Source organism: Mesorhizobium sp. WSM4808 (assembly GCF_055811675.1).
This window is the reverse complement of sequence record NZ_JBVVQX010000008.1, coordinates 96,991-115,714: the sequence shown is the minus strand read 5'-3', so window position 1 is coordinate 115,714 and position 18,724 is coordinate 96,991. Positions and strand designations below refer to the sequence as shown.

At 63.0% G+C, this 18,724-nt stretch carries 15 protein-coding genes; 2 read left to right on the top strand and 13 right to left on the bottom strand.

The features are described from left to right. Position 1 precedes the first annotated feature (1 nt). From tagH to tssA, 8 genes are read right to left on the bottom strand one after another with little or no spacing between them, the layout of a single operon-like run. Positions 2 to 1,474, bottom strand: coding sequence for a type VI secretion system-associated FHA domain protein TagH (tagH, locus tag AC0L2U_RS16420; RefSeq protein WP_473602215.1), 1,473 nt, complete (start codon positions 1,472 to 1,474; stop codon positions 2 to 4). Further along, positions 1,471 to 2,538 carry a type VI secretion system baseplate subunit TssG gene (tssG, locus tag AC0L2U_RS16415; RefSeq protein WP_127380217.1) on the bottom strand — a complete coding sequence of 356 codons (1,068 nt, stop codon included), beginning with the start codon at positions 2,536 to 2,538 and terminating at the stop codon, positions 1,471 to 1,473. The genes tagH and tssG overlap by 4 nt, the downstream gene beginning before the upstream one ends. Then, complete coding sequence (gene tssF / locus AC0L2U_RS16410; protein WP_473602214.1) at positions 2,502 to 4,376, bottom strand: type VI secretion system baseplate subunit TssF; 1,875 nt, start codon at positions 4,374 to 4,376, stop codon at positions 2,502 to 2,504. The genes tssG and tssF overlap by 37 nt, the downstream gene beginning before the upstream one ends. A 1-nt stretch (position 4,377) precedes the next feature. Beyond that, positions 4,378 to 5,133, bottom strand: coding sequence for a type VI secretion system baseplate subunit TssE (gene tssE / locus AC0L2U_RS16405; RefSeq protein WP_128287450.1), 756 nt, complete (start codon positions 5,131 to 5,133; stop codon positions 4,378 to 4,380). Then, a complete protein-coding gene (locus AC0L2U_RS16400) occupies positions 5,120 to 5,581 on the bottom strand; it encodes an Hcp family type VI secretion system effector (RefSeq protein ID WP_027035516.1) in 462 nt (153 codons plus the stop codon). Before AC0L2U_RS16400 ends, tssE begins: the two co-directional genes overlap by 14 nt. Positions 5,582 to 5,628: 47 nt before the next feature. Continuing rightward, positions 5,629 to 7,134: a type VI secretion system contractile sheath large subunit gene (gene tssC / locus AC0L2U_RS16395; protein ID WP_023809141.1), complete on the bottom strand. Its 1,506-nt coding sequence runs from the start codon at positions 7,132 to 7,134 to the stop codon at positions 5,629 to 5,631. A gap of 3 nt (positions 7,135 to 7,137) precedes the next feature. Next, positions 7,138 to 7,677, bottom strand: coding sequence for a type VI secretion system contractile sheath small subunit (gene tssB, locus AC0L2U_RS16390; protein ID WP_128287451.1), 540 nt, complete (start codon positions 7,675 to 7,677; stop codon positions 7,138 to 7,140). A gap of 6 nt (positions 7,678 to 7,683) precedes the next feature. Then, positions 7,684 to 8,856 (bottom strand): type VI secretion system protein TssA, encoded by a 1,173-nt coding sequence (gene tssA / locus AC0L2U_RS16385; RefSeq protein ID WP_128287452.1) that lies wholly within the window; start codon positions 8,854 to 8,856, stop codon positions 7,684 to 7,686. 312 nt (positions 8,857 to 9,168) lie between these two features. On the opposite strand from tssA, the gene tssH reads away from it, so the two are divergent. Next, positions 9,169 to 11,949, top strand: a complete 2,781-nt coding sequence (gene tssH, locus AC0L2U_RS16380; protein ID WP_128287453.1) for a type VI secretion system ATPase TssH — start codon at positions 9,169 to 9,171, stop codon at positions 11,947 to 11,949. A 228-nt stretch (positions 11,950 to 12,177) separates the two neighbouring features. Here the strand turns inward: tssH and AC0L2U_RS16375 are convergent, their stop codons facing one another. Then, on the bottom strand, positions 12,178 to 12,480 hold the full coding sequence (locus tag AC0L2U_RS16375; RefSeq protein WP_128287454.1) for a hypothetical protein: 303 nt from the start codon (positions 12,478 to 12,480) through the stop codon (positions 12,178 to 12,180). A 175-nt stretch (positions 12,481 to 12,655) separates the two neighbouring features. On the opposite strand from AC0L2U_RS16375, the gene AC0L2U_RS16370 reads away from it, so the two are divergent. After that, the gene (locus tag AC0L2U_RS16370) at positions 12,656 to 14,002 is read left to right on the top strand and encodes an NAD(P)/FAD-dependent oxidoreductase (protein WP_128287455.1); all 1,347 of its coding nucleotides are present in this window, start codon (positions 12,656 to 12,658) and stop codon (positions 14,000 to 14,002) included. 57 nt (positions 14,003 to 14,059) lie between these two features. On the opposite strand, the gene AC0L2U_RS16365 is transcribed toward AC0L2U_RS16370, so the two are convergent. The 4 genes from AC0L2U_RS16365 to AC0L2U_RS16350 all read right to left on the bottom strand — a co-directional run bounded on the left by AC0L2U_RS16365 (position 14,060) and on the right by AC0L2U_RS16350 (position 18,618). Further along, positions 14,060 to 15,328 carry a D-tagatose-bisphosphate aldolase, class II, non-catalytic subunit gene (locus AC0L2U_RS16365; RefSeq protein ID WP_128287456.1) on the bottom strand — a complete coding sequence of 423 codons (1,269 nt, stop codon included), beginning with the start codon at positions 15,326 to 15,328 and terminating at the stop codon, positions 14,060 to 14,062. Beyond that, positions 15,328 to 16,314 carry a tagatose kinase gene (locus AC0L2U_RS16360; RefSeq protein WP_127395308.1) on the bottom strand — a complete coding sequence of 329 codons (987 nt, stop codon included), beginning with the start codon at positions 16,312 to 16,314 and terminating at the stop codon, positions 15,328 to 15,330. Before AC0L2U_RS16360 ends, AC0L2U_RS16365 begins: the two co-directional genes overlap by 1 nt. 154 nt (positions 16,315 to 16,468) lie before the next feature. Then, complete coding sequence (locus tag AC0L2U_RS16355; protein ID WP_128287457.1) at positions 16,469 to 17,098, bottom strand: HAD family hydrolase; 630 nt, start codon at positions 17,096 to 17,098, stop codon at positions 16,469 to 16,471. Next, positions 17,098 to 18,618 carry an FGGY-family carbohydrate kinase gene (locus tag AC0L2U_RS16350; RefSeq protein WP_128287458.1) on the bottom strand — a complete coding sequence of 507 codons (1,521 nt, stop codon included), beginning with the start codon at positions 18,616 to 18,618 and terminating at the stop codon, positions 17,098 to 17,100. The genes AC0L2U_RS16355 and AC0L2U_RS16350 overlap by 1 nt, the downstream gene beginning before the upstream one ends. Positions 18,619 to 18,724: the final 106 nt, after the last annotated feature.

Genomic DNA, 18,724 nt, shown 5'->3' with positions numbered 1-18,724 from the left:
CTCACTCCTCCTCATATGCATCCCGAAAATCAGCGCCGATTTCGCCCAGAAAGCTTTTTTCCGCGCTCTCGGCGATTTCACGGTGGCGTTTCTGGTAAAGCTCCCACAGCTTGGCGCTACGCCCGCCCGAAAGCAGCGTGCCGATCGCGGAATTCGATTTCAGCTCTTCCTCGATCGCTGTCGGGTCAAAACGGTCAATCATCCGCCGCAAGGCGCCCTGTACGCCGCGCCAGGCGCGCACGTGATGTTGGGCGAGGTCGCGAACCGCGTCGGCGATTGCCGCTTCGCCGGCGAGAAATCCGGGGCTGCGCTCGGCGAGAAGCGTGACGATGGCGTCGTCGACCGTCGGCAGAAACTTGAGCGGATTGACTTCGGAAGCCCCAACCATGGTCTGGGCGACCCGAGCGTTTCCCTTTTCCTCGGCCCGTTTGCGCAGAAGCTGCATCAGGCCTTCCATCATCAACCGATATTCGCGGCCAAACTTCTCCATTTCCGCAATGCTGTCGCGCTCGGGGAAATCGGCTTCCTCGACACCCATGCCATGCAGGAATGCGGAGCGGAGCGCCATGTTCCCCAGTTGCGGCGCTGCCGGCAGGCGGGCGGGTTTGGCAGCAGCACCTGCCCGCGCCGGAGGCGGGACGTCAGCCGCTTGCGCGGGCAAATCCCAGGGATTGGCGGATTGTGGTCGTTGGGCGATGCGCTCGCGCTGTCCGGCCGAGCCGGTGCCGTTTGCCGAACCGGGCGCCGCGGCCGATCCGAAACCAAAATCATCCTTGAAATCGGACGGCTTTCCATGAGCGGGTTCGGCTCCCCGGCTGGGAGACGGCACGGGGTCGGGGCCGAAGGGGTCCGCCTGGTTCGCCGCGCCGCCCGGTTCGCGGTAAGAGGCGGCATTTTTCGACACAGGCGTTGAAACCGGATCGAGGCTGAACGGGTCATCGAAACCAGGCGAACTGCGCTGGCCGGAGGTGGCACGCTCGAACGCGCTTGGAACCGGCCGTTCGAACGGGTCCGGCAAATCCGCCGGACGTGGCCGTCGCGGCTCTTCTTCGACCGTGGCGGAAAAGAAGTCGTCGTGGCCGATGCTCACCGGCGCCCGGGATGCCGGCGGCAGGCGTTCCGGAGCCGGCTGGCCGGCTGTGGGTGCTTGGGCGGTTGGCGTCTGCAGATCGACATAGACGACGTAGTCGCCCAGTCTTAGCCGCATACCGCTTTGAAGACGCGTCGACTTGCCGGCGCCGAGCGGGCTGTCAGAATCGTTTATGAACAATCCGCTGCTTGACGTGTCGGTGACGAAATATCCATCTCGCCCACCCGAGATCCTGCAATGAGCTCGCGAAACGAACATGTCGGGATCGTCGATCTGCCAGCCTGCGTCCGCGCTGCGGCCGATCACCAGCTCGCCTTCGTCCAGCCGGGTGTGCCGTACGGCCTGGGTGCGTGGCCCTTGCTCCAGCGTCAGCAGCAGGCTCATGCCGCGACCCCCGCCATTTCCGGCTGCCATCCGACGATTGTGCGCAGCCGCAGATCGTCAGCATCGCCCCTTTCAACAGGCCGCGCAAGCCAGGCAGTTCGGCCGAGCTGTACCGCTCCGAGACGGGGCGGCGGCACGGCTTCCCGCGCAAGCACGATGCGCAGATCGACGTCGAGCGATTCCCCGACCATGTCGCGAACGGCTTGCTTGAACAGTTTGAACCGCTGGCCACCGGGCAGGAACGCCTTGAAGTCCTCGTACCCCAGCGGGCCGACACGGAGCTCGATTCGGCTTTGGCGGTTGAAAACGCGCGGGCCGATCGTTGCTCCTCGGCCAAGCCCTGCATAGGCTTTTGCAAGACGGGTCTGGAGCCCGGTTGGGATGGTTATCCAGGCGGCGATGAACTCCTTAATCTGAACCGGCACCTTGAACGCTTCCGCTAGGAACAGCGTCAGCCGTTCCGGGCCGTCGACCTGGCTGGCGAGCGAAGCCGCCTGGCGAAGCTTCACCGTATCGAGATCGGTGTTCTGGGTGCCCGGAAGTCCTATTCCCGCCATGGCTTCGAGCATGGCGCGAACGCGCCCGCCGACCGCGCGTTCGACCTGTACGGCCGGATGCGCATCCGCCCATGCCCGATAATACAGGGCGATCATGCGGTGCTGAAGAATGTTGACGAAGTCCACGAATGTCGTGTCGCTGGTTTGCTGGGCATCGGCGCCGGTGAACCAGCGCTGCGACAGACGATCGAGCACCCAGCGTGTCAGATGCAGCGGCAGCGGACCTTCGGGTCCCATCAGGCCGAGATTTGCGACGGTGACCCTGGCCGGAGCCTTGTCCTTCGCGTCGTGGAATTCAACCACGTCCCTGGCCGAAAAGCTAAGACGCACATGCTGTCCGAGCCTTGCAGGCTCGCGCTCTGGCGAGCCGGAATAGCCGAACAGCCCGCCCCTCCGTTCGAGTCGGCGCAACAGTTCGAAGAAGTCGAAGGTCCCGGACAGCGCCTCGGCATGGTTCGGGTCGACTGTGTCTAGATCAGGTAGCGATTGCCGGGCGTCATCGGCCATGGCACATCCTCCTGCTTCTGCAGCAGCCGCGTACGGGTTCGCACGAAGCCGTTTATTCCGGCGTGCCGGGCAAACAGCCGTGCCAGCAGGGCCGAAAGCAGCAATGTGCTTTGCCCTGCCAGGACCGACTGGTCGACATGCAATGTTACTTCCGTGCCACGTCCAAAGCACATCGGGCCGTCGATCTGCAGCCGTTCGATGACCGACCGCGAGTCGATGCGAACGATCGAATGCACGTTGCGGGCAAGGCTCGGATCTCCCCGGTCGGCGTAAAGATCAAGCAGCGCATGCAGCGGATCGACGCCGCGGCCTTCCTTGGCAAGGCTGAGAAAATTGAGCGCCAGTTGCGCCACCAGCCGCCAGGCGAGATTGTCGTCGCGCGATTCGCCCGCCGCGCCCGAAGGCAGCGCCGCGGGGATGGCCGGGCGAGGCGGACGCAACGCGCCGAGAAGCCGCACCGTTTCGACCGGGTCGCCGGCCTCCAGCGTCAAAGTGGGATTGTCATCGAGGATCGGCAGATCGCGGTTGGTGCAAAGCGCCACGATGTCGACACGCCTCAGCGACCGGTTCGCCTGGCTTTCCACCGGGCGTGAAATTGCCAGGAAAACATCGTCCCCTGCGTAGGAGGTGCGGGTCAGCCCGTCGCGCCGCTCGTCTTCCGTCGCGCGACGGGGACGCCGCTCGGTCGAGTAGACCCAGCCACTGCCACGATTCTGACCCAGGCTGAAGAGCTCCGGAATTTCGGCATCGCTGCCCCCGGTGTCGGCGTCCTCCACGCGGATGACCCGATAGATTTCGAAGTCACGCGCCCGCGTTCGGTCGGCATGCAGCACCTGGCGCGTCCTGCGCGGATCAAGCTCGATGACGTTGCACTCACGCTCGAAGAGATTGATGATCGGCGTTGCGAAAAGTTCGAAATCGGCCGGGGTCAAGTCGGCAAGCTCGGGCACTGGACGCCTGAACATGAAGATGATCTCGAGCCCGGCGGCGCATCGGCGCACGACGGGCTGCAGTCCGGAAACCCGCGCATAGTGAAAGCGCTCGGGCATCATGAAATATTCGCGCAGCAGACGGTACCCCTCGAATGTCGGACGGGTCCGAGGCATCAGGGCTTCGTCGTCGCTGATGCCGATCATTTCGGGTTCCGGCAAGGGCGATGCGAGGTTGGTCTTGCCTTCCGCGCGTGCGCCAACGGCCGAACAAGCGCCGAAAATCGCGTCGAAAATTAACGGTGCCTTGGTGCGCCCGGAAAAATAGAGATCAAGCTTGTCGAGCGACAATTCGTCGAGCCTGCCTTTTCCGGTTCGGGCCAGCACGATGCGGAGCGCCGCCTCGCCGGCCACACCGCCGATCGGCCCTATGCCGGCCGCCGCCAGCGCGCTGCGATCTTGAAAATAGCTTACCGAAGTCACCGCTATCGGCCACAGCGTGACGTCCTGGGCGGTGGTGAAGGTGCAGCGCGTCGAAAGGCCGGGCTGCAGGCCGGAGACCAGCCGGGTGTTGCGCTTGACGACATGGCCGGCAACCATCGTCTGGACCTGCTGGCCGGGTTTCAGCACCACCATAGCCGTTGCCGGCGCCGGCGTGACCAGATCGGGATAGAGGACATCCAGCACGCTGCGTGAAAACCGCGAGCGCTCGGCATCGACTTTCAGCCGGGTGCGCGCCGCGAGAAAAGCGACGCCGTCAAGCAACCGCTCGACATACGGATCCGGACACGGCACCGTGTCGAGCGAGAGATTGCGCGCCACCGCCGGATGCAGGTCGGCAAATTCCGCCGCCAGCGCACGGATATGGGTCAGTTCCTCCTCGTAATATTCTACGAAGACCCGATCCATCTCAGGCCTCCCTAAATTCGGTCCGCGCCAAGCCGTTGTCGAGATTGATCGTGGTGCGCAGGCGCATGCGTTCCGGCGTCGGCGTCATGATCAGCACCGCGTCAATCTCGATCTTCAAACCCACGCTCTTGTCGCCAAGCGTCACCGTGACCTTCGTCGTACTTTCCTTGAGGCGTGGCTCGAAGGTAGCAAGCACCGAGCGGATCTCGCGGGCGAGCGCCTCGCGATCAAAATCGCGGGAGGAACGGCCCGAAAAGGAGGGCACGCCGTAGTTGATCACGCTTCGGCGCACCTCCGGGAAATCGGCGAGCGACGGCGGGTTGTCCGCTGCCTGCTCGCTTTCGAGATCGGAAAGAAGCGGAACAGCCTCGAAACGTTCGGTGTTGAACAGGGCCTCGATATCGCGCCGCACGGCCTCCCGGAGCACGCGGGCCGACACGACCACGCCGCGGCTTTCCATCTCCACGCGATGCTGGATCTGAAAGGCCAGGCGGTGCAGGCGCCGCTTCTGATCGGCCGTCAGCTCCGCATCGGCATCGATGAGCCGCGCGCTGCCCGCAACCAGACCCTCCAGCTGGTCCGCGCCGAGTTCGTCCTGCAAGGCCTGGCGCAGCCCGTCTATCTCGGAGGTCATGCCCGGCAGGTCGTTTACGAGGCGGTCCCAGAGAGAGGGCTGGACCGCTTCGCGTTTTGCTCGCGAACCAGCGGTAACCTGCAGCTTGTCCGCGTCGGGCCGCCGGCCCTCACTTGCCGACATAGACATCCATTTCGATTTCGTCATTGCCATCATAGACGAACTTGATCTTCTTGTAGGCGAAGCTGACCTCTTCCTCGATCAGGTCTTCCTCATCCTCCGCCTGCGACAGGTCGTATTCCATGATCGAGGCGTCGGTGAGGGTGACGACCAGGTAATCATTCGTCTCGCCATCGATGGTCCGGCGAGCCGAGAACACCACTTCGTCCAGCGCCTTGTTCTCGAACAGTGCCTTCTTCAGATAGGGCGAGGACTTGTCGTAGTGCTTGGTGAACTTGATCATTCCCAAGGAGACACGGCCGCGGCGCGAGAGCGAATTCGGATCGTATGGCGCGACTATCTTGTAATCGACCCCATGGATTTCGATTTCGTCCTCGTGGCCATCACGAACGCTTGGGCCTTTGATATCCGGAACTTTTAGAAAGCCATCAATCTTCGTACCTGTGGGCATTGTCTTTCTCCACCGCTTTCAAAAAACCAAGATGGTGTTGCTGCAATTCAAGTCTTCACGGACGGTAGTTCCGAGACCAGTCGGAGCGAGGCATTGATGCCCTCGAGCTGGTAATGCGGACGCAAATAGAAGCGGGCGTTGTAATAGCCCGGCCGCCCCTCAACGCTGTCAACCTGAACCTCGGCCGCGGCAAGCGGGCGCTTGGCGCGCGCCTTGTCGTCGGCGAAGGCCGGGTTGGCCAGCACATATCGGTTGATCCATTCGGTCAGCCAGATCTGCATGTCGGAGCGCTCTTTGAACGAGCCGACCTTGTCGCGCGCAATGGCCTTGAGGTAATGCGCAAAGCGCGAGACCGGGAAGAGATAGGGCAGGTTGGCACTCAGCCGCTCATTGGACTGCGCGTCGGGGTCGACCAGCCGCCCCGCCCGCGTCTCGTCGTCCTGCAGTGAGTGTGCGCCGATGAAGGCCGCGAGATCGGTGTTCTTTCGATGCAGGATCGGCATCAGGCCCAGCTTGGCCAGTTCCGCTTCGCGCCGGTCGTCGATGGCGACTTCGGTCGGACATTTCATCGCGATCGACCCGTCATCGGTCGGGAAGCTGTGCACCGGCAGGTTAAGCACCGTGCCGCCATTCTCGACGCCGCGGATCTGCGTGCCCCAGCCATAGAGCTTGTGGCTGCGGTTTATGTTCACGCCCATAGGGAAGGCGGCGTTCATCCAGACATATTTGTTGTGATCGCCCTGCACCTCTTCCTCGAAGGTGAAGCCCTTCACCGGAACGGTATCCGTGCCGTATGGCAGCCGCGCCAGAACACGCGGCATGGTCAGGCCGATATAGCGAGCGTCCTCGCTCTCGCGCAGCGACTGCCACGAGGCATAGGCCGGGTTGGAGACGATCTGCTGGAGATCTTGCGGGTTCGGCAATTCCTGCCAGCTGTCCATGCGGAACAGGCGCGGCGAGGCGGCTGCGATAAACGGCGTGTGTGCTGAAGCACAGATGCCGGAGATGTTACGCAACAAACCGACGTCGCGCGGGTGGTTCGAGAATTCGTAGGCGCCAATCACACAGCCGATCGGCTCGCCGCCAAGCATCGAATACTCGTCCGTATAGACTTTCTTGAAGATCGGGCTCTGATCCCACATCTGGCCTTCATAGTCTTCGAGCGTGTCGGCCAGTTGCTCCTTGGAGATGTTCATCACCCGGATCTTCAGCTTCTGATCCGTCTCGGTGTTGTTGATGAGATACCAGAGGCCGCGCCATGTGCCTTCCATCTCACGCACCTCGGGCGCGTGCAGGATCTCGTTGACCTGTGTCGTCAGCATCTTGTCGATGCCCGCGATCAGCGACTTGATCGACTTGATCGCATTGGAGGAGATGGTGGTGGTCTCGGAACGGGACTGCGCCGCGAGTGCGAGATTGCGCACGAGTTGCTGCAGTTTCTCGCTGTCGTCCTTCTTGACCTTGAAATCCTTCTCGAGAAGCCCGCTGAATTCTCCAAGATCTATGGCTTCCGCCTCGGCGGCGACGGCGGCGGTCTTTTGCTGTTCGGCCATGATTTACTCCCCAACCTTGTCGTCGTCGGCCAGCGCCTGGCTGGCGATCTTGCCAAGAAGTGGTTCGTTGTTCAGAAGTTGCGCGATGCGTTTTTCGGCGTCGACGCGGCCATCCATGAAGCCAAGCAGCTCCTCGAGCTGGCGCCGCATATTGAGGATCTCGGCCAGTTGCGGAACTTGCTCGGCGATCTTGTCCGGGGCGAAATCGCCCATTCTGGAAAATGTAAGGTCGAGCGCCAGTTCCTCGTCCCGCTCGGCGCCCTCAGCCTGAGGCAGCGTATTCTTCACGCGGGCTTTCACTCGTGGTCCGAGCGCCTCCATGAATTTGGGGAAGCGGTTCGCGTCGGTCTCGACAAAGGAACGGTCCAGCACTGACTTTGACGCTTCCTTGGTCTGCGAAGCACCGGAAAGGTCGGCCATCACGCCCATGACAAACGGCAATTCGATCGTCGTCGGGCTACCGTAGGTTTCCACGTCGTAGGCGATCTGCACCCGCGGTGCGCGATTTCGTTCGATGACCTTCGCTTTGCTTTCGGCTGGCATGTGCTGTTACCTTTCATCCTTCTGAGCCGTCTTCTTGACATCGGGAACGCCGGCAAGGAGCCGGAATTCCTTCAGCCCCGACGGGGCGAGATCTTCCATCAGTTCAACGAAATCCATGTGCACCATCCGGCGCACGCGCCGCGCTAGGTGCGGAATCGGGCTCGACGGTTCAGTGCGGTCATAAAAGGCGACGACGAGGTCGAGGCATTTCACCACGTCGTCGCGCGAGGAAATCCGGTCGGGAAGCCCCGTGCTCGAGTCCGCGTAGCTTGCCGCACTTGCCATAGTATCGGCTCCATGACCGTTTCGAGCAGGCGTTGCCGGTTCTGCCGGCGTGGGCGGCTTGGCCGCGCCATTCGCCAAGGCGCCGGCTGCCGAATTCCGTTCGAGAGTCGTCAGCAGGCGCTGCAGAAACCGCTTCAATTCCGGAACAGGAGCGCCGCCGCCCTCGAGACGGGCGTTGAGAGCGGTCTCGACCGCATCAAGGGCTGCGATCGCTGCCCGGGCGTCGGCGACGAGCAAGACCATTTCTGCGTTGGCTTGATCCATCTGTGCCGCACATCCGGCACGCACCCGGTTCAACAATTGTCCGTGCGCACTGACCAGTGCGGCCTTTTCTGCCGCGTTCAATCCCGAGGCGGCTTCCTGGAGCATGACACGGTCGTCGAGCGCACACCTTTCCAGATCCTTGCCCCGGATCGGGCCGATCGCACGTGGCGCAAAGAACGTCATTTGCCGCAGGTTCGCCAACAACCCCTCCTGACCATTCTGGAGGTCGAGCAGCGCGTTGATACGGCGCAAGGCGGCATCGCGTGGCAAAGCGTTGGGCCGCAGTGCCGGATGCATTGTTTCCCAATGCTGATCGAAGGTCTGCGCAATAAGGGCCAGCCCCTGCGCGAGCCCGGCCAGTCCTTCTTCATTGGCCAGCGCGCGCGTGACGACGACGAGCAGGCGCAGGTCCCGGCCATGCGCACGCAATTCCTCCGCCTTGGCGAGCACCGCGGGCCAGTCGACCGGAATGGTGCTTTGCGAGGCGGGTTTGTTCTGGCCGTCGTGGACGACCTTGATCTCGGGTTCCGTCAGGCGCTCCAGCTCATGAAAAGCCGGGTCGTTGCGCAAATCCTCCCCTGACGGATTTTCACCGTCGAGCGGAGCAAGCCAGAGTGCGACATCAATCACACCAACCCCCAGCGATCGGCCCTCAAACCGTACGTGACCCTACGGTATCACACGGTTGCACTTTACCACAATTCAAGCACTGCTCAAAAAATTAACGAAAGCTGACCAAGCCGCGTCTTGGGTGCTGGAACCCTTGGCCAGAGTGCTGACCCTGTATGTGAAATGCATTACACCGAGGCGGACAATTGCGTGGTTGTTTGCATCTGATGGTGCGGCACTCTCCACAAGTGGAAGGGGCGCTGTTCATCGCGCTTTGTCAAGTGACGGCTTATGTGGCAGGTTATCGGCTGGCAGATTGCAGGAGCACGTTCGATGGAACAGCGCCGGTCATCGCAGACCTTCAAACGCAAGGAACTGGTCGGCAAGCTCAATCCTGTCGGTGTGCGCGCCTTCAAGGCTGCGGCCGACACCGCCAAACTGCGCGGCAATCCTTACGTCGAGCTCGTCCACTTCATCGAGCAACTGGTACTTTCCGACCGTTCGGATGTGCAAATGATAATCGCCGATGCGGGCCTTGATGCGAGCCGGCTCACGGCCGATATGACCCGCGCCGTCGACAAGCTGCCTTACGGCGCAACGTCGATCGAGGAATTTTCCGACCATATCTTCCATGCCATCCAGGAAGCCTGGAACCTGGCCACGCTGGAGTTCAGCGTCGAGGAAGTCCGTAGCGCCCACATTCTCCTTGCCTGCCTGAAGACGCCGGTCCTGGAAGGCCTGCTGTCGAAGATCAGCGGCGAGTTTGACAAGATCGACGCCGCCGCGGTCATCGCACGATTCGCCGATGCCATGGAGGGCTCGCTGGAAGCCGGCGCCTCGACCACGGTCTCCACCGCAGAGGCGCCGCGGCGGCCTCCGGGTGGGGATTCGGCGCTGGCGAAATACGCCACCGACCTGACCCAGCGCGCCCGCGACGGTAAGATAGATCCGGTTGTCGGCCGCGATCCAGAGATCAGGCAGATCGTCGATATCCTGATGCGACGCCGGCAAAACAACCCGATCCTGACCGGTGAGGCCGGGGTCGGCAAGACCGCGGTCGTCGAGGGCTTTGCCTTGCGTATCGCTGCGGACGACGTGCCGCCGACACTGCAAGGGGTCAGTGTGCGCATGCTCGATGTCGGATTGATGCAGGCGGGTGCAAGCGTAAAGGGGGAGTTCGAAAAGCGGCTGAAGGCAGTCATCGATGAGGTGCAGTCTTCCGAAACGCCGGTCATCCTGTTCATCGATGAGGCTCACACCTTGATTGGCGCTGGCGGCGCGGCTGGAACAGGCGACGCGGCCAATCTGCTGAAGCCGGCGCTGGCGCGCGGCGAACTGCGCACGATCGCGGCAACGACCTGGGCCGAGTACAAGCAGCACATCGAGAGGGATCCGGCGCTGACCCGCCGTTTCCAGGTGGTCAAGATCGACGAGCCGTCCGAGGCGGTGGCCGTTCTCATGTTGCGCGGTGTCGCCGGCGTTCTGGAACAGCACCACAAGGTGCAGATATTGGATGAGGCGATCGAGGCGGCGGTTGGTCTCTCGCATCGCTATATCCCGGCGCGGCAATTGCCTGACAAGGCGGTGAGCCTTCTCGACACCGCTTGCGCCCGTGTCGCCATATCGCAGCACGCCACGCCGGCGGAGGTCGAGGACATCATGCGCCGACGCCAAGCGCTGGAGGTCGAGCGCGGCATCATCGGTCGCGAGGCCGCGATCGGCATCGAGGTGAGCGACCGGCAGGCACGGGTCGACACCGGGTTAGCCGAAACCGAAGTCATGCTCGCCGCCGCACAGGAGCGTTGGGACCGGGAAAAGGCACTCGTTGCCGAAATACTTGAACTGCGCGCCAGGCTGCGCGGCGAAGGTGTGCCGCTCGATGCGGTGGAGACGCCGGAGACCAATAGCGAAACAGCAGGCGCGGACTCGGTTGAGACTCCGCTGCCCAAGGTCGAAACGCCCAAGACCAAAACGGCCAAAATCAATATGGAGGCACCGGCGGCTGCCAATGCCCCTCCACCCGATCCGGCCGCCGATCTCACCCGGTTGCGCGAACTGATGGTCGAACTGGCCGAGGCGCAAGGCGAGACGCCGCTGATCCTGCCGTCGGTCGACCGCAACGCCGTGGCGGCGGTCGTTCAGGACTGGACCGGCATCCCGACGGGGCGGATGCTGTCGAGCCAGACCGAAAAAGCGCTGCGGCTGGCCAGCACTCTGTCCGAACGCGTGGTCGGCCAGGATCACGCCATGGAGATGATTGCCAAGCGTGTGCAGACCAGCCGCGCCGGGCTCGGCGCGCCGGAAAAGCCGGTGGGCGTGTTCCTGCTCTGTGGCCCCTCGGGCGTTGGCAAGACCGAAACCGCATTGGCCTTGGCCGAGACGCTCTACGGCGGCGAGCAGAACCTGATCTCGATCAACATGTCCGAGTTCCAGGAGGCGCACACGATCTCTACCTTGAAGGGGGCGCCGCCCGGATATGTCGGCTACGGCAAGGGCGGCATCCTGACCGAGGCGGTCCGCCGCAAACCCTATTCGGTGATCCTGCTCGACGAGGTTGAGAAGGCGCATCCTGACGTGCACGAAATCTTCTTCCAGGTCTTCGACAAGGGGATGATGGACGACAGCGAGGGCCGGCGCATCGATTTCAAGAACACGCTGATCCTGCTCACCTCGAATGTCGGCTCCGAAGTCATCATGGATCGGACCAGGAATGGCACGCTGCGGGCAGGGCTCGACGATCTGGACACCGCGCTGCGCAGCCCGTTGCTGAAGGTCTTCCCTGCGGCCTTTCTTGGCCGGGTGGTGACCATTCCTTACTATCCGCTCTCGGATTCGATGATCGAAGCGATCACCCGTCACCAGTTTGCCAAGATCGCTCGCCGGCTGCGTGCGACCAACGACGCAGAATTGGTGATCGGCGATGGCGTCATGGACCTAGTCAAGGCCCGCTGCACCGAGATCGAATCCGGCGGGCGGATGATCGATGCCATCCTGACAAACACGCTGCTGCCGGAATTGAGCCGCGGCGTGCTGAACCGCTCGCTCGAGGGCGAAAGGATGACAAGGGTAACCGTCGGCGCCTCCAAGGAGGGCTTCACCTATTCCTTCGAGTAAGGAATGTTGATGACGGTTTGCTTCGGCTTCTTCGTGCATAGGCAAGCTGAGCGACTAGCCGGGGAGCGGCCGGTGGCGGTGAACTCGTATGACGCAATCGGTTAGAAGAATGACGGTATTCTTTTACCTGCCACGACACCGGATTTGCGAGTGGGCGTCAAACGCGCTGCGGCCGCTGTGGGCGAAGGCATCCAAGGGTCGCGGAGAAGGTGCTACAGATTGTGATACCTATTGTGATACAAATCGGACGTTGGAGCAGAAAAAAAATAATAAAAACAATAGCTTGATGCGGGGATAGATCCCAGCCAACGGTACCATCGGGTTTTTCCTGTAAGTAATTGATTGGTTGGACGATTTTACGGAATTGCTCTGGCCCTTGAGCCATTTTGGCGGTTTTGTGATACCTATTGCATTCCGGCCTTCGCGCTCAAGGTTCAGACCAGTTGGGCCGGCCTGCGAATAAGCATGCTCGCCAACGATTTCTCGGGAACTGCTTGCAACACTCGCCAGGCCGGCGGTTTCAGGACTCATTGTCCAGGGCTCTTCCAAACCCGCGATCTGCCGCCGTCCTTGTCGGCAAGCACTAGCTGACGATCAATCTCCTCGCGTGGTATCGACATTTCACGGCGGCCAGATATCGCTGCCCAGATATCGCTGCCAGCGTGGACCGGATGTCGCCGCAGCATACCAAGAAGGACGGTGCTCTTTGACAATCTTCCCCTTCACCGAAGCCACCTCGATCCAGTTCCAGCATCCCCTGCCGAAGACTTCGGACGTCGTGATCATCGGCGGCGGGGTCATTGGCGTGAGCACGGCACTGTTCCTGGCGCGACGGAACGTCTCGGTGACGCTGCTGGAAAAGGGCCGCATCGCCGCCGAGCAATCCTCGCGCAATTGGGGCTGGATCCGGCAGCAGGGCCGCGATGCCGACGAACTGCCGATCGTCATCGAAGCGCAGCGCCTCTGGCGGCAACTGGCGCAGGAATGTGGCGAGGACATAGGACTGAAGCAGACGGGCGTTACCTATCTTGCGCGGACAGACAAGGAGATGGCCGGTTTCGCGAAGTTTCTCGAGATTGCCCAGGCTCATGGCGTCGACACGCGTCTCCTCGATCAAGGTGAGTTGGCAAGCCTGATCCCTGCCATGTCGCGACCGTTCAAAGGCGCAATGATCACCCCATCGGACATGCGGGCGGAACCTTGGGTCGCGGTGCCCGCGCTTGCTCGCCTGGCGGCCCGCGAAGGTGTGACGATCATCGAAAATTGCGCGGCACGTATGCTTGACATCTCCGCGGGACGCATCAGTGGCGTCTGGACCGAGAAAGGGCACATCGCGACCTCGAGCGTCGTCGTCGCCAGCGGCGCGTGGACGTCGCTCTTTCTGCGCGCCCACGGCATCTCGATTCCACAGCTCAGCGTCAGGGCGACCGTCGCCGCGACAGCACCGATGCCGGAAATCCACACCGGTGCCGCCGCGGATGAACGCATCGCTTTCCGGCGCAGGCAGGATGGCGGGTATACGCTCGCATCGGGAGGCAGCAGCCAACTCTACATAGGGCCGGACGCATTTCGCCACGCGGGCAAATATTTCAGCGCCCTGATGGCCAATCCCTTCGGCACGCGCTACGTGCCGGCCGCGCCGCGAGGATACCCGGATGGCTGGTCGACGCCGCGCAGATGGAACGCGGATGAAGAAAGCCCTTTCGAACGGATGCGGGTCCTCAATCCCGCTCCCGAGACGTCGGCGCTTCGCGCCATCGACCGCGGGTTCAGGGAGCTTTTCCCTCAGTTCACGACTGTGCCGATCAAGGCGAGCTGGGCGGGCATGATCGATGCGATGCCCGATGTCGTGCCCATCGTCGATCGCGCCGCTGCGATCCCAGGTCTCGTCATAGCGACCGGGATGAGTGGTCACGGCTTCGGCATCGGACCCGGCATCGGCCGTGTGCTGTCCGACCTCGTCCAAGGCAACGAGACCGGGCACAATCTCTACAGGTTCCGTCAATCCCGTTTCAGCGACGGCAGTCCGATCCGATTGGGGCCATCGCTGTAAGCGTTCCTGCCGCCCGCCAGGCCATCCGCTCTGGCCTTGAAGTGCCGGACGAGGATCTCAGGTGCCGCATGCCCCGGCGTAGGCCTCGATGCTCCGCCGGACGTGACCGATCGCGATCTCCTCGACGTCGCAGGCGCGGTCAGCCCATGTGACTGCAGAAGGCAGGTGCTGGAGAAACAGCGTCACCGGCACCTTGCGGCCGTACAAGGTATCGAAGAGACGGTTGCAGGCGGCACGGGCTTGCGGGATCGCCCAATAATATCGGACGCGATCGGAATAGGAGTAGTGGCGCAGCGTCCGCTTGTCGGCATCGCTGCCATGATAGTGGCTTGCCCAATTCTTGGGGGCGCCTTGCATCAGCTCTTCCATTGCGTGGTAAAGCGGCCGCTCGCCATAGCCAGGCACCAGGTCGGAAGCGATCAGGTCGAGCGCGTACAGCGCCTCGCGCAGCTTGAAGGTCAGCTCGGGTCCGACCTTGAGGACGGCGAAGCCGTCCTCGACGAGTTCACGCAACGGCCTCTCACCCTGATAGTCCGTCGAATGGGCTTCGAAAATGAGCGACGGCAATCTGTCGAGGGTTGCCGCCAGGTCGCGGGCCTTTGCCCGATCGTAGAAAATCACATTCTGGTTGCCGAACTCCACGCCCGGCTGCACCACAAGCCCGATGACGCGGGAAAATGCGCTTTCAAGCCCGGCGGTGTGGAATGCCTGGGCATGAACGGCATGTGTCTGGCGAGCCGCCTCCGGACTGGTCGGGGTGATCGCATCCAATGTGTGATCGGCGCCGCCGGGCGGCGGCACTTCCGTGCCGATGATGTAAACCGGGCTTGCCCCGCTGCTCTGCGCTGCCGCCTGCTCCGCGACGCCTGCCAGCCTGGCCGCGCGCCCGGCCACTGTGTGGTCGTCTAGCGCCGCCGGTTCACCCGCGCAGCCCATCGAGGCATCAAGGTGGATCTTGCGGAAGCCGGCGCGGACATAGGCATCGATCATCGTCCCGGCCTGCGCCATCGCCTCCTCGGCGGGCCGGTCTTTCCAGGGATTGGGGCCGAGATGATCCCCGCCAAGCACGATCAGCTCTTGCGGGCACTGCTCGGCTGCCGCGAGCGCTTCCACCATCGCCGCGAAATCGGCCGGCGTCATGCCCGTATAACCACCCAGATGATTGACCTGATTGCACGTCGCCTCGATCAGGACGGTGGTGCCGGTTTCCCGCCCGTGGCGCAGTGCGGCTTTCAGCACCAGCGGGTGCGCCGAGCACACAGAGGTCACCCCGATTTTCTTCCCGTCCCTGTGCAGGGCCGGCAAATCTTCGATCGCCACACGCATCAATTTCTTCTCGCCGTTCTTGCCATGAAATCCTCCAGCTCGGCCGGCGTGCCGGCTCCCTCCATGGGACCGAGGCGTGTGACGTTGCGCGCCCCTGCCGCGTTGGCGAATTCGAGCGCCGTCTGCAGCGCCATCCCCAGCCGCCGGCATGCGACATAGGCTCCGCCGAAACAGTCGCCGGCGCCGGTGGGGTCCGTTTCCTCGACGATGAGGCCGGGGCAATCGGCGCGGGCTCCGGTGCTTTGACGGGCTGACGCGCCATGTTCGCCGCGCTTCACGGCGATCTCCTTGACCCCTCGTCTGAACAGCGCCTCGATCGCGCGTTCCTCCCCGTCCGTGCCGGCGGCCAGGAACAATTCATTGCCCGACGGCAGCAGCAGGTCCGCTTCGTCCACCAGACCGGCGAATTTCTCCTCGGTCTGGCCGTGCGCCAGCAGTTCCTTGCGCAGGTTCGGATCGAGCGACATCGTGCCGCCGCGTGCCTTGATCAGCGGGATCGCGCGTTCGGTGATCGCCCAGGCTGCGGGACTTGCGAACACCGTTCCCATGACATGGATATGCCCGCAACGCGCGATCAGCGCCTCGACCTGCGGGCTCCATTCCAGTCGGGCGGCGGCGGATTTGGCGATGTTGTAGACGAAATCGCGGCTTCCGTCCGTGCGGTAGCGAACAAAGGCGCTGCCCGTCGGATAATCCGGGGAAACAGCGATGGCTGAAGTGTCTACGCCGTCCCGCTTCAGGCGCTCCATGTTGACGACGCCGAAATCGTCGTCGCCGACCACGCCCACCATTGCGGCCGCTCCGCCCATACGTGCGCATTGATCGATGAAGATGGCGGGCGCGCCGCTCGGAAAGGGACCAATGAGGTCGATAGGTTCCCGGAAGCCGGTGCCCGTCTGCCTCGCGACGATCTCTACCAGGATTTCTCCAATCGTCACGGTTGGCCCGAGCGAGTCCGCTGCAAGTGTTTGGGGGAGGTCGTTCATCAAGCGTCCAATCCTGGGTGTGGTGTCGTTCGCGGTTTCACGACGCCGAGGCGCAAGAGGAGTTCCTACCGGATCGATGTGAATCGATCAGCTGCCATCACGCTACAAACCTGCATGCATGGTCAAGCGCACACTTGGAACGACGCGCAAACCCTCAGCCGGGAAACAGGTCCAGGATCGACGACAGGCGGTTGGTGCTGAGATCGACGTCGCCGAGCAGGACGCCGCTGGGGAGATAGCCGACCACGAACAGACCGGCGGCCCGTGCTGCCTTGGTGCCGGTGCGGCTGTCTTCCACGGCCACCACCGACCCTGGAGCTATGGCGAGCTGCCGGCAGGCCTCGCGATAGGGCGTGGGGTCGGGCTTGCCGGCCGACACGTCGTCGAGGCTGATTGTGAGACTCATATGGTCGAGCACGCCGAGCGCATCGAGATTGGCATTGACGACTTGCCGGCCGGAATTCGAGACGCAGACCTGCGGGACGCCGCGGTCAGCCAGGGTCCGAATCGTCTCGACCGCCTCGGGGATCGGGACGGCGTTCGCCCGGTTAGCGACGTAGTGGGCATTGATAGCGGCGAGCCACTCCGCCTGGTCGAGCCCGCCCGGGAGACGCGGACGCAGCATTGTCCAGACGTCGCCCATATGGATGCCGCGAAAGGCTTGGTCGGGCAGGTCGTCAAGATCGACGTTCCAGTTGCTGCAGCCGGCGAGGAGAGATTGATGATGCAACGGCTCGCTGTCGATCAGCGTTCCGTCGATGTCCCAGGCGACGGCGCGATACATCACGATGACGATCCCGCTCTGGTCGCGCCATGAGCCGACAGGCGCGCATAAAGATCGCGATAGCGGCGATAGCCGTCGCGGTAGATGTCAGCCTTGCGCAGGTCGGGATCGAGCCGGTCGGCGAAGCTGACGAAACCGGAAACGCCCGACCAGTCGTCGGTCAGGCCGACGCCGATCGCCGCCGTCCAGGCAGCGCCGATGCAAGAACCGGGGTGCCCGGTCAGGCGTTGGACCGGCTTTTGCAGGACATCCGCGACAATCTGCATCCAGACCTTGCTGCTTGAGCCGCCGTCGGAGGCGAGATAGCGCTCGGTCCGGTGGCCCATGTCGTTGAGCACCTCGATATGATGCGCGATGGCGAAGGCATAGGCCTCGAGCAAAGCGCGCCAGACATGGCCGATATCGTGCGACAGCGTCAGCCCATCGATCGCGCCACGAGCCGCTGGATCATGAATCGGCGTCTTCTCGCCGAGGAAGTAGGGCAGGACGGTGAGGCCGTCGGCACCGGCGGGACGCTCTGCCGCCAGCGCATCGAGCCGCTGGTGTATCGAAATACCATCGGCCTGTGCCGTGGCCATCTCGCCGCCGGCGAAATTGCGTACGAACCAGTTGAGGCCCGAGCCGCCGGTCGACATACAGCCATTGGGCATGAACAGGCCCGGCACCAGGTGGTAATCAAGATACATGCGGGGATCTGGCTTGATCTGATCGGTGGCGATCAGGATATCGACCGAGCCGCCGAATTTCAGGAGGACATCGCCTGCTTTGGCAACTCCGGCGCCGAGCGCGGAAGCGATCATGTCGGCCGCACCACCGACGACAGATGTTCCCGCCATCAGGCCGGTCTCATCCGCGGCCTTCGCCGAGACGGAGCCGAGGATCTCATGCGAGGCGATCTTTCGTGGCACGGCCGAGCGCGGTATGTGAGCGAGCGCCACCAGATCGTCGTCGATCCGGTGCGTCGAAACATCGACGAAGCCGGCCTCCAGCGCCCAGTTCTGCTCGACCGCACGTTCGCCGGTGAGGCGCCAGTTGATATAGTCATAGGAGCCGAAAACGGTGGCGATGCGGCTGAACACCTCCGGCTCGTGACGCTCTATCCAGCGCAGCTTTGCGGTGACCAGCTGTTGGTTGATGCCGTTGCCGGCCTTGGCGATGAAAGCCGCCTCATCGCATTCGGTCCGCAGTTCGGCCACTTCGGCGCCACAGCGGCCGTCGCTCTGCTGAATGCTCGGTCGCAGCACCTCGCCCTGCTCGTCCAGAAGAACGACCGCCGGCAGCATGCCGGTGGTGCCGATCGCCACGATCTCTTCGGCCTTGATGCCGCTGGTCCTCAGCAACTCCTGCACGATGTCGCGGACATTGGTCCACCATTGCGCGGGATCTTCCTCGGCCCAGCCCGCATGCTCGGAATGCAGCGTGACGGGGCGCGAGGCGAGGCCCAGCACCTGATCGGGAAGCCGGATCAGAATGCCGATCGTCGAGGTGGTGCCTATATCGAGACCGAGAACGAACGCCATGTCGAATCCATTGAAATGCCGGGAAGGGCAGGCGGGCGAACCTGTCTGCCTCGTCGTGTCCCGCTGCTCGATACCAGTCGATCATTCCGGACGCCGGCCCGCAACG